This is a genomic window from Bacillus sp. FJAT-29790, assembly GCF_019039215.1.
Lineage (GTDB): Bacteria > Bacillota > Bacilli > Bacillales > Cytobacillaceae > Cytobacillus.
In genome coordinates this window covers 1-12,271 of record NZ_JAHNZZ010000001.1, presented here as the reverse complement: position 1 = coordinate 12,271, position 12,271 = coordinate 1, and the positions used below count along the sequence as shown (strand labels likewise).

Genomic DNA, 12,271 nt, shown 5'->3' with positions numbered 1-12,271 from the left:
TTATGCCCATTTTTTCATTTTTTCCACTTTGTGTTGAAACAGGTGTTGACGAATCCAAACTGTTATAATACAATGAAATTAATAATTAAATTGTTCTGAATAAACTAAAAATAATTAGGAGGCTTCAAAATGATTCAAAACATTTTAGATTTCTTTAGAAATTTACCAGCAAAGCAATGTGTAGAGTGCGGAGAGCCAATCGTAGAACAGCATGAATGCTATGGCAACAAATGTGATCATTGTTTAGATGTCAAAAACCTATAAACATAGAAAAACCAGCCGCTGTGTTTCAGCGCCTGGTTTTCTTTTTTCAATTCTGTTCTGCAACAGCAGCAAAGCGCCGTTTATGCATAGCAGTGAAATAGCTAAATGTACCGGCAATAAATATTGACGTAAAAATCAGCAGAATTCCTGCATTATGCCACATGAAGCTAAAGTCACCGCTTGATATAACAGCCTTAAACCCGGAAACTGAATAGGTCATCGGCAGGAATGAGCTAAATGGCTGTAAATAGTTTGGTACTAACTCAAGCGGGAATGTTCCTGCACTTGTAGTTAGCTGTAAGATCAAAATGATTATCGCAATGAATCGTCCTGGGTCGCCAAGTAATGTGACAAAGAACTGAATTAACGCGATGAAAGTCAGACTTGTAATGATCGCAAACAAAATAAACAATGGAACACTTTGAACTTTAAGTCCAAGACCTGCAAGCAAAATAAATACAGCAAGTAAAGCTTGCATGATGCCAATTCCGATAAGGATGCCGAATTTACTTGCGAACCAACTGAAGCCATTACGCGGTACTGCTACAGGTTCACGCAATGGAAAAACAATTGATAGCAATAATGCACCTACAAATAGCCCCAGAGATAAGAAATATGGTGTAAACCCTGTTCCATAATTAGGAACTTCATTTATTTTTTCATTATTAATTTGCACCGGATCAGCCATCATATTATATGTTTTTTCATCTGAATGAACGGAAAATGCTTTCTCAGAGCCCTCAGCAAGTTTATTAGCTAATTCTTCTGATCCTTCGTATAAAGTTGCATTTCCCTTCGCTATTTTATCGGCACCGTCCTCAAGCTTTCCTGTTCCGTCCTTGATCGCATTAGCGCCCTCTTCCAACTGCCCAAGGCCGCCTGCTAAAACAGTCGCTCCATTTGCCAGCTTATCTGCACCAGACTTAGCTTCCGCAAACTTATCGCCAAACGTTTCCATGCCAGTTTGAAATTCTCGCTGTCCTAAAGCAAGCTCTTTTGCCCCATTTTCGAGCCTTTGGCTTCCTTGCGCCAATTGATAGACACCTTGCTGTAATTGTTTCTGTCCTTCATTAATGACACCAATTTTATTAGCAAGCTCGGTACCACCAGCAGCTAATTGCCCAGCAGACTCAGCAAGCTGATCTGTCCCGCTTTTAAGCTGGTTTAATACACCTTCAAGTTCTATTCTCTCCTGAGAGTTTTCAGGTAGCTGTCCGATCACAACTTGAAGCTTTTGCTGTAAAACCACAACACCGCCACTTACCTTTTGCGCTTCTGATTGCCATTGTTGTAAAGAGGCTGATAGTGTATTCACTCCAACCTGAAGCTGCTCTGTACCAGAAATCATGACAGGGATTTTATCATTTACCGTTTGAATTCCGCCTTTTGCTTGAGAAATTCCGGTTGCCATTTGTTCATGCCCGGTTTTTAATTGCTTGGAAGCAGCTTCTAGCTTTTTAAAGCCTTCCTGCAGCTCGCCAAGACCACCTGCAAGTGTTTTAGAACCTGATGCCATTTCTTTTGATCCGGAATTTGCTTTTCCAATACCTTCATTAAATTCAATCGATTTTTCAGCCAATATGGACAGCTTCTTATGCAATGTTGAGGAACCATCTTTTAGCTCAGCTGCTCCCTCACTGATTTTTGAAGCGCCAGTACTTGCTTGACCGATCCCATCCGCAAGCTCACCAATTTTATCAAACATCGTTTCTGCATATGTCTCAGTTATTTTCTCTGAAATAGATGCCTTTATTTTGTCAACGGCTGTTCCGCCAATTTGAGCAGAAAGAAAATTATAACCTTCATTCGGTACATACACTAATTCCAACTTCTCTGGATTTTTTTCTAAAAGAGTTGTAGCATTTTTTGAAAAATGATCCGGTATCTCAATCAGCATGTAATATTTCTGATTTTTGAGGTCCTTGTATCCCTCTTCTTTATTCACAAACTTAAAATTAAAATCTTTGCTCTCTTTCAATTTCGAAACAAGGTCATCGCCAAGTTTTAGCTCTTTTCCATCAAAAACCGCACCATTATCCTCATTTACTATCGCAACTGGTAAATCAGGTAAGCGATCGTAAGGATCCCAAAATGCCCAAAGGAACATTCCGCTATATAAAATGGGGATAAATAAGACTGCTATAATTGGAATAAGAAGCTTTTTGTTCCGAAAAACAGCCAGCAATTCCTTTAGAAAAAGATTACTATTCAATGTTATTACCTCCTTGATTGATTGACCACTTTGCCCATTCGGTCATTAATAAGCAAAAATTGAGGACTATCTGACTGATAATCCTTTAAAGATATACTGTTCGAAAAGACTTGCGATTTCTTCCTTTTCTAATGGCTGATGTCGCTGCTCCCAATCAAAGATAAGGGCAACATAAAGCTTAAGCATGACGAACGCGGTTAGCTTAGGATCACATGGTTGAATCTCACCCTTTTCAATTGCATGGGAAATTTTGTCTTTCAAGTAATTGATAATGGCATCTTCTAATTTCTCCATCACTTCCATCACCGCAGGAGTGCCCATTTCTTTTTCTTCTTGGAAAAGCTTTATTGTCAGCTGGTGCTTCATGCGGAATTCCAGGATCTTATACAGCCTAAGATGAACCTTTTCATGAAATGAAAGCGATGAATCATCCGCCTCATCGGCAGCTTGCTTCATTTCGACAATTAAAGAGTTAATAATTTCATCAAACAGTTCTTCCTTATTTTTGAAAAATGTATAAATCGTTCCTTTTCCGACATTTGCAATCTTCGCTACTTGATCCATCGTTGTCGCCTTATAACCGAATAAGGAAAAAGACTTTGTAGCTGCCTCTATAATAAGCTGCTTACGATCGATTGCCATTCTATCACCCCTAAAAACAAGTGACTAAATTAGTATTACAGTCACTTTATTCGTAAATCAGATTAACATAGAGAGCTAACAAAAGCAAGCAAAAAAAGCTATCACAACTTGACAGCTTTTTGCTTTTCGCTATTCAAAAATGATACTACTTTTCTTACAGCCTCTTCCCCTTGATCAATGCAGTCAGGCAAACCTAATCCTTCATATGAACTACCTGCTAGAAAAACACCAGGCAGGTCAATTGGTAATTGTTTTTTTACCATATCTAAACGATCTTTATGACCAACTGTATATTGCGGCATCGAATCTTTCCATCTGGAAATGATCGCAAACTCTGGATCCATCGTAATATTCATCGTTTTATTCAGGTCATCTAATACAATCTTAATTATTTCATCATCAGATAATTCAACAACAGTTTCATCGCCCGCTCGTCCTACATAGCAGCGGAGCAAAACTTTTCCCTTTGGGGTCGAATGAGGCCATTTTTTATGAGTCCAAGTACACGCCGTAATGGTATAATCACTGTTCCTTGAAACAACAAAGCCTGTCCCATCAAGGTCATTCTCGATTGCTTCTTCAGGATATGCAAGCGCAACGGTAGCCACAGAAGTTGATGGCATCTGTTTGAAGCTATCAAATAGGCTGTAATTCGAAAAGAGCGATTGAGTAATATGGTGAGGTACTGCCATGACTATGCTATCTGCTGAAAGTACGTCTCCTCCATTCAACTCAAGCTCATAGCCGTCATTTCCTTTAGCAATTTTCTCAACCCTAAATCCCTTTAAGACAGATCCTTGTTCAAGGTTCGATTCGATTGCGTCTACAAATGATTGCAAACCTGTTTGAAATGTCAGGAATATTCCTTTTGCCTTTTTCGACTCCCCCATATTCTTTGGCTTCGGAGGGGTTGCCTTTTTCATTCCTAAAATGAGGCTCCGATATTTTTGTTCCACTTGATAAAACTGCGGGAATGTAGACATTAAACTTAATTGATCGATATCTCCTGCATAAATGCCGGAAAGAAGCGGTTCGATCAAGTTTTCAACTACTTCATCCCCAAGTCTACGGCGGAAAAATTCCCCAAGTGACTGATCTTCCGTAGGATTGGAACGAGGCAAAACAAAATCCGCCGCTGCCCGCAGCTTTCCTGTGACAGAAAATAATCCGGTTGTGACAAAAGGGGCCATTTCGGTTGGAATTCCCATAATTGATCCACCCGGCATCGGATGAAGGCGCTCTTTTACTAACACATAAGATTTACCAGCTGTATTACTAACTAATGTGTCATCCATCCCTACTTCCTTTGCAAGGCGAGATGCACTTTGTTTACGAGCTAGGAATGAGTCAGGACCTCTTTCTATTACATATCCGTCCTTAACGACCGTTTGGATTTTCCCCCCAAGGCGATGAGAGGCCTCAACTAGCATTACATCAAGCGGTAATTCTTTCTCCCGGGCTTCCTTTTGCAAATAATAAGCAGCTGTTAACCCTGTAATGCCTCCTCCAATGATAACAACCTTATGCTTTTTTACCGACACGGTTAATCGCCTTCCTTACATTAAGTTTCACTTATCATCTGATAACATGTTGAGAATGACTGTTGCCATTGCATCTATGAATTCCGGCTGATCATTAGGCATGGATGGTCGGTAGTAGGCAGCACCTACTTCATCAGTAACGACTTTACACTCATAATCATTATCATACAGTACTTCAAGATGGTCAGATACAAATCCAACCGGTGTGTAAACAAACGCTTGATAGCCTTCTTTTTCAAATAGCGCTCTTGTTAAATCCTGAACATCCGGCCCAAGCCACGGTTCAGGCGTATTTCCGGCACTTTGCCAACCTACTGCATAGTTCTGAACACCCGCTTGGCTTGCAATCAATTCGGCTGTTTCCTGAAGCTGCTGTGGATACGGATCGCCTAATTGTAAAATCTTTTCCGGCAAGCTGTGGGCAGAAACAATTAAGACAGCCTTTTCTCTATGTTCTTCTGGCATGCTCTTGAATGTTGATTTCACTTGATCAGCCCAATATTTGATAAACTTTGGCTCATCATACCAGCTTTCAACCGAGCGAATGACAGGGCCGCCAAGCTTTTCTGCCTCCTCCTTCGCTCTTCCGTTGTAAGATTTCACGCTGAAAGTAGAGAAATGCGGAGCAAGAACGATACTGACGGCTTCTGTGATTCCATCCTCATTCATCTGTTTGACAGCATCTTCAATAAACGGCTCAATATGCTTTAAACCAAGATACATCTGAAATTCATATTCATCTTGGTTTTCATTCAAAAATGTTTCAAGACTTTTCCCTTGATCCATCGTAATTTTTGCCAAAGGGGAAATTCCGCCAATCGCTTCATATCTCTCCCTTAATTCTTCAAGCATCTCAGGTGAAGGCTTTCTTCCTCTGCGAATATGTGTATAGTAACGCTCCAAATCCTCCTCTTGATATGGAGTTCCGTATGCCATCACGAGTAAACCCATTTTCTTTTTTGCCATGCAATCCACCTCTGTCTCTAATCCCATATTGTGAATACAGAAAAGCTTTAAAATCCGAAGCGCCTTCAGAAAGGAACTGAAGGCGAATGTTTTGAGTTTATTTACTTAATTTTGCTGCTGAATATTCATGAACAAATGAAGTTAATCTACGCAGAGTGTCCGGGCTTACTTCCGGGAATACTCCATGTCCTAGGTTAAAAATGTAGCCCGGACTCGCCATCCCCTGATCAAGAATCTCTTTTGCCTTTTCCTCAATAACTTCCCATGGTGCTAAAAGAAGGGCAGGATCAAGATTTCCTTGTACAGCTTTCGTAATTCCTCTTTCTCTTGCTTCTTTAATCGGAAGTCTCCAGTCAAGACCTACTACATCTAGCGGAAGATCATGCCATTCCATCGCTAAATGACTCGCTCCTACTCCGAACATGATAAGCGGAACATTCTCCTCCCTTAATGCGGAGAATATCCGGTTCATAACTGGTTTAATAAAGATACGATAATCTTCAACATTTAATGCGCCAACCCATGAATCGAAAATCTGAATCGCTTTTGCACCTGCATTAATTTGTGCTTTTACATATGTAATTGTCATCTCGCTTAGCTTGTTCATTAAAGCATGCCAAGCTTCTGGCTGGGCGTACATAAATGCTTTCGTCTTATTGTAATTTTTTGAAGGACCACCTTCAATCATATAGCTTGCAAGCGTAAAAGGAGCACCTGCAAATCCAATTAATGGCACAGTCAATTGTTCTTTCGTAAGAATCTTAATTGTTTCAAGAACATAGGGTACGTCTTGTTCTGGGTTTATTTCTCCTAGCTTTTCAACATCAGCTACTGAACGAATCGGATTGGCAATAACTGGGCCAACGCCAGATTTTATTTCCACATCGATTCCTAATGCAGGAAGCGGTGACATAATGTCTTTATATAAAATCGCTGCGTCATTATTGTATTGATCAACTGGCAATTTTGTTACATAAGCACAAAGCTCAGGCTGATGGGTAATTTCAAATAAAGAATATTTTTCTTTAATTGCCCTATATTCCGGTTGGGAACGACCCGCCTGGCGCATATACCATACTGGTACATGATCAGTCTTTTCCCCTTTTGCTGCTCTTAAAAATGTATCATTTATTATTTTTGTCATTAAAATAATCCACCTTTCAAGACTTGTCTTTCCATATTGTAATATATATGTATGAGAATTTGAAATACAGATATCTATTCATCCTTACTAACTGTATCCTTTTCACCTATGCTTGTATAGGTAACTAGGGGAAATGTCGAAAATTTGACGTTTTTAATCGAAAAGCGGAAGTGCCTTCGGAACAATCAAAGAGCAGATTGTTCCTGCGAGGCTTATTCTTTGTAGCTTTTCTTAGCGCTCAGGGGCGACAAGCATAAGACGAGCCGGCAGGAAGGTTGTTCTTTAATCTTCTTGACCGATTGGCTTATGACCTCCGACGTACAGGACGTACTAGTGCCCGACGTCGCAACAGGAAGTTGCGTTCTTAGTCGGCGAGCCCCTAGGCACTCCTCCTAAAAAGCTAAGCTTTTACTCGTGCGATGAATATGCTGCCGAAGCCTTCCTTGTGGAGCTAGGTAACTATGAATTGTTTCAAAGTAATACTATAATATAGGAAACATATTTCATAGAGGTGATTAATATGAACATCTATATGACAAGCGGAACATTTGATTTTCTTAAAAAAATTCAAGATAAACATTCGAATGAAAGAATGATCCTCATGCAAAATATTGAAAATGCTGTGTTAATGCATGAAACAGTAGGTTCAACTCTATTTAATGCGCCCAGGACTTATGAGATTCTTGATTCTGCCGGTTCTTTTGAAAAAGCAAAATATGCCGTTATGAATAATATTCCCGTAATAGAGGAAGAAAGACCTTTGTTTGAATTTCGATTCAAAAACAAGAATCACTTTTTTGAAAATCAACCGGGCTTCTTAGGCTTAAGAGTACTGCGCCCGCTTAAGTCATCCACTTATGTGATTCTATCCTTTTGGGAAAATGAAAAGTCATATAAAAATTGGCAGAATACAACGGCATATGAAAAGTATTTCAGTGAAATAAATAATACTGCTTTTAAGCAGGAGCAACTATTCTTGGGGAGTTCATATGTATCAACATATTATATACCGGATGAATCTAATCCTTCCTGGGAGTCAACTGAGTAAATTAGTAGGCTCATTTCTAAGGAATTGTTGCTATATAGCTAAAGAATTTTACTGAGGTCCCCCTTTTGAGACCGGTTTTTTCTTTTTCGGGGAGTTTTCTGGACTCATGAATTTTCTTTAGTTAATGAAAACTCCTTTCAAAAAAATTAGTACATCATTAAAAGCCAACAAAGTTTGCAAAAACAGCCAAATAATAAAGGATGGATTATTAATCCATCCTTACACGTTTCTTTCACTTAACTGGTTCAAAATATAATTAGCTGTGATTTTGGAATCGAGTCTTGCTGCCACAAAAGGCGGCTGAGCCCTTACGTTGGCTTCGATTGGGAGTCCTAGCCACACAAATTGCCGGTCTATGATGATAAATGGAAAGGACAGCGGTTCCGGTATAACCCAGTCTGTTCGAAGTCCAGGAATGTGATCAACTGTTAATAAGGTTAGATTCACTTCTTTTCCTCTTTTATTAAATGCTTCAATCCATTCTTTCGTTAAAGTTCCTCCCTTTGGAATTGAAAGAATGATCGTCTTTTCCGCCGAATGGATATCCCCTTTTACCGTATCAAGCTTTCTAGCATGCATCCATTGCAATCTGGAATGCTGATTTTTTATCCAAGTGCCGATTTCACTTGGGGTGACAATTTGCTTATTCATAAGCTGGTGGTCAGCAAGCTTGCGCCATGTTTTGTTTTGGTATACATGATTGCGCACGAATTTATAATTACAGACATGGATGAACTTGCCTTTCGTCCTCGTAATCGCCACATTTAGCAATCTTTCACTGTCTTTTCCTGTTAAAAGCATGCCCGCCCGTTCTAGTGGGGAACTATCCACTGGATCAAAAATCATCACGTCACGTTCACTGCCCTGAAAACGGTGAACCGTTGCAGCTATGATATCTGCCTCTTGAAGTTCTTTTTCATATAATTCTCCAAGTAATTGTTCCATCATGAATGCCTGTGCGCGGTAAGGGGTAACATATCCAATTGATCTAGCACCGCCTGTAAACGATTCATGAATCAGCTGAAAAGATAAGAACAGCTGCCAGAGATTCATTCGTGATTTTGAGAACCGCTCTGTCATGCCATATTCCCCTGCTCCTGAAGAATCAACGAGAACAGAGGCTCTATTAGGAAAAGGCAGTTTGTCTGAAATCTCCGTTCTGGATTTAAGAACATTTTTATAATCACCGACAAGGGAATGGTAAATATATTTGTTAGTGAAAGCTGAAATGTCTGGATGCATCCGCCGCTGCTCTTTGAGGAGAAATAAATGTGGATGCAACTTGCCATCATTTACCCACTCAGAAACGCCTGATTGATGGAAAACGTCCTCTCTTAACCATTCACTCACAAGAGGATGACGGGCAGTTGCGATAGGTGGAAGCTGTTTGAAATCTCCGCAAATGATCGCTCTCTTTGCAAGCGAAACAGCAAAAGCGGCTTGCGGAACATAGGCCATACTCGCTTCATCAACGATAACAAGGTCGAAGTCCTTTTCATAAATAGCCGCATCATTGGCCGCTTTTGCCAGCGTTGTTCCAATGACCATTGCTTCCTTTAAGAATTGTATTTCTTTTTGGCGGATTTTTTCGAGCACACTCGCAAGCTTTTTTTCAATTTCAAGGAGCCTGTCAGAGTCCCTTTTGCTAAAAGACCTGGACAAGTCTTGTTTAATTAACCTGCGCTCTTCTGATAAACTTTCCTTGTTTTCTGCCAAACTTGCATGGTGTTTTTGGATTAATTGATTTGATGTCAGATAAGGACGATTCTGAATGGCCTCTCCCATCTGTGAGCCATATCTGAGGAGATCTCCTTCCTGCAAGTGCCCTATTTTCTCAACAAATATAGAAATTTCAGCCATTAATACATCGACTGCCTGATTACTATGCGAAAGGACTAGCACGCGTAATCCTTTAATATACTTATTAGCTGCCACTCTTGCTAATGTATATGTTTTTCCGGTTCCCGGCGGCCCCCATACGTATGTGACAGGATTATATTTAGAGCGCAGAATTAATTCATGAACATTTGATTTAATCTTTTCAACAGGATGCTTCGCTTCCATAGAAGGATCCATTAGTCTTTTAATCCTTCCTCTTTTGCGTTTACTTCCTTTCATTTCTTCCAGGCGCTGAAAAAGCTGATCAAGCAGCTCCCATGGATCATACAGTACAAACACTTCAGTCAATGCGGAACCAAGGTTCTCATCGATATCAATAATGACACTTTTGCCTTCAGACGAGAGGATTCGGCCATCCGTCTTTTTTTTGCCCCATTCGATCCTTACTGCGGAACCGACAGGCACTTTAAAGGAAGCAGAAGTGTCAAAAAAGTAAGTGAAAGATGCATCCTTCGAAAGCAAGCGCCCATTTATAATCCTGTATCTTGTACTCCCATCCTTTTTTAAATGCTGGATTTCTGCCTTGAGCGCCTTTTGCCATTCCTTTATATAAGTTAAAGTATTTGTCATCCATAATCTTCCTTTACTCAAACGAAAGCTTGTTTAGATAGATAAATATATCATTTTTTCTCGTGAAAATCGAACTAGACAAAAGGAAAAAGTATATTATCTTCCAATTAGTGACAAAAGTCGATTCACCGTCAGATAGCGTCGTTTCTAATTTGAAACCTTAATTGGCATGGCTATTATTCTGCAATAAGTTACTCCTTCCATTCAATAAATAATGTTATAATAGTGAAAAAATATACAATTGAAGAGGAGAGAGGAAATGCTAGAAACGTTATTTACGAAATTAGAAAAAGGCTACGATGAAATGGTTTCAATTAGACGATTTCTTCATCAGCACCCCGAGCTCTCATTCAAAGAAGAGAATACAGCCAAATACATTAAGTCATTTTATGAAAAATTAGGGATTGAAGTAAGAGGGAATGTCGGTGGAAACGGAGTAGTAGCCAAGATTTATGGCAGTAAACCTGGAAAAACTGTCGCGTTAAGAGCTGATTTTGATGCATTGCCAATTCAAGACGAAAAGGATGTCCCATATAAATCACTTGTACCTGGGGTGATGCATGCTTGCGGACATGATGGCCATACCGCTACGTTGTTAGTGCTCGCTAATGCGCTTCACGAGATGCGTAATGAACTGGAAGGCAATTTTGTCATGATCCATCAGCATGCCGAGGAGTACGCACCAGGCGGAGCTATTTCGATGATCGAGGATGGATGTTTGGACGGTGTTGACGTTATTTTCGGCACACATTTGTGGGCATCAGAAACAACTGGGACTATCCAATATCGTGTGGGCCCAATAATGGCTGCAGCTGACCGATTTGAAGTAACCATTCAAGGTAAAGGTGGTCATGGTGCTCAGCCGCACAAAACAAAAGATGCGATTGTAACAGCTTCACAGCTCGTCGTAAATCTCCAACAAATTGTTAGCAGGAAGGTAAATCCAATCGATTCTGCTGTTGTGACAGTAGGTTCTTTTGTCGCAGACAATGCCTTTAACGTCATCGCCGATAAAGCAAAGCTTGGTGGGACTGTCCGTACATTTAATGAGGATGTTCAAACGAATATTAAAGAAGAAATCGAACGGGTTATTAAGGGGACTTGTTATACAGCAGATAGTACTTATGACTATTTGTATGCGAAAGGCTACCCTGCTGTTGTTAACCATAAGGAAGAAACTGAGTATTTAATTGAATGCGCACAAAAGATAGATGGGGTTACTTCTGTTGAAGAAACTGAACCGCAAATGGGCGGCGAGGATTTTGCCTATTATCTTCAGCATGTAAAAGGGACATTCTTCTTTACTGGAGCAAAACCTGAAGATACGACGGAAAACTATCCACATCACCATCCAAAATTTGATATTGATGAAAAAGCGATGCTAATTGCGGCTAAGACACTCGGTTCTGCTGCAGTTCAGTATCACACTTATCAGCCAAGTGGATATTCAATTGAAATAGGCGTTGGAAAGTAATTCTGAATTTGCAAATATTGCGGAAGTTTATTTACTAACAAATCTCCGGTCACCATGTATATCGTATGGTGACCGTTTTCTCCTTTTCGATGAGTCAAGTCCATTTTTTGTGTAAAAGTAGTATTATACAATGATTCGACGAAATAGCAGAAATTGAAAAAGACTTTTTAAAAAAGACAGTTTTTCTGACTTTCTGGAAAGCCCCGTCATCTGAGGGATAGCGGACATTTCAGTGGTACTTTCGAAGGTAAATGTCCATCATCGGGGGGATAACGGACATCTCAGTGGCATTTCGAGGAAAAATGTCCGTCATTGGGGAGATTACGGACATTTCGGTGGCATTTCGAGGAAAAATGTCCGTCATTGGGAAGATAACGGACATTTCGGTGGCATTTCCGAGTGAAAATGTCCGTAATTGGGGAGATTACGGACATTTCGGTGGATTTTCAGATTAAGTCCGTATAATTGTGTAAAAAAGATGAGTCATTTTATTCACTCTTGGCAACACTGT

10 protein-coding genes are annotated in these 12,271 nt (G+C 40.0%); 4 read left to right on the top strand and 6 right to left on the bottom strand.

Translation table 11 applies throughout. The features are described from left to right. Positions 1-129: 129 nt before the first annotated feature. Positions 130-264, top strand: a complete 135-nt coding sequence (yhfH, locus tag BGM26_RS00050; protein WP_217037696.1) for a protein YhfH — start codon at positions 130-132, stop codon at positions 262-264. A 46-nt stretch (positions 265-310) separates the two neighbouring features. Here yhfH and BGM26_RS00045 read toward each other — a convergent pair whose 3' ends face one another. The 5 genes from BGM26_RS00045 to hemE form a co-directional block, all read right to left on the bottom strand. Beyond that, a complete protein-coding gene (locus tag BGM26_RS00045) occupies positions 311-2,476 on the bottom strand; it encodes a YhgE/Pip domain-containing protein (protein ID WP_217037695.1) in 2,166 nt (721 codons plus the stop codon). 66 nt (positions 2,477-2,542) lie between these two features. After that, positions 2,543-3,118 (bottom strand): TetR/AcrR family transcriptional regulator, encoded by a 576-nt coding sequence (locus BGM26_RS00040; protein ID WP_217037694.1) that lies wholly within the window; start codon positions 3,116-3,118, stop codon positions 2,543-2,545. Between the two features lie 101 nt (positions 3,119-3,219). Further along, positions 3,220-4,659 (bottom strand): protoporphyrinogen oxidase, encoded by a 1,440-nt coding sequence (gene hemY, locus BGM26_RS00035; RefSeq protein ID WP_217037693.1) that lies wholly within the window; start codon positions 4,657-4,659, stop codon positions 3,220-3,222. A gap of 27 nt (positions 4,660-4,686) precedes the next feature. Then, positions 4,687-5,625 (bottom strand): ferrochelatase, encoded by a 939-nt coding sequence (gene hemH / locus BGM26_RS00030; RefSeq protein ID WP_217037692.1) that lies wholly within the window; start codon positions 5,623-5,625, stop codon positions 4,687-4,689. A 97-nt stretch (positions 5,626-5,722) separates the two neighbouring features. Further along, the gene (gene hemE, locus BGM26_RS00025) at positions 5,723-6,769 is read right to left on the bottom strand and encodes a uroporphyrinogen decarboxylase (RefSeq protein WP_217037691.1); all 1,047 of its coding nucleotides are present in this window, start codon (positions 6,767-6,769) and stop codon (positions 5,723-5,725) included. A 520-nt stretch (positions 6,770-7,289) separates the two neighbouring features. Between hemE and BGM26_RS00020 the strand changes: the two genes are divergently transcribed. Further along, on the top strand, positions 7,290-7,817 hold the full coding sequence (locus tag BGM26_RS00020; protein ID WP_217037690.1) for an antibiotic biosynthesis monooxygenase family protein: 528 nt from the start codon (positions 7,290-7,292) through the stop codon (positions 7,815-7,817). Positions 7,818-8,036: 219 nt separating this feature from the next. On the opposite strand, the gene BGM26_RS00015 is transcribed toward BGM26_RS00020, so the two are convergent. After that, a complete protein-coding gene (locus BGM26_RS00015; RefSeq protein ID WP_217037689.1) occupies positions 8,037-10,286 on the bottom strand; it encodes an AAA domain-containing protein in 2,250 nt (749 codons plus the stop codon). Between the two features lie 259 nt (positions 10,287-10,545). On the opposite strand from BGM26_RS00015, the gene BGM26_RS00010 reads away from it, so the two are divergent. Both BGM26_RS00010 and BGM26_RS00005 read left to right on the top strand, forming a co-directional pair. Then, positions 10,546-11,760, top strand: a complete 1,215-nt coding sequence (locus tag BGM26_RS00010) for a M20 family metallopeptidase (RefSeq protein ID WP_217037688.1) — start codon at positions 10,546-10,548, stop codon at positions 11,758-11,760. Between the two features lie 284 nt (positions 11,761-12,044). Then, entirely contained in the window at positions 12,045-12,215 is a 171-nt protein-coding gene (locus BGM26_RS00005; RefSeq protein WP_217037687.1) for a hypothetical protein, read from the top strand. Positions 12,216-12,271: the final 56 nt, after the last annotated feature.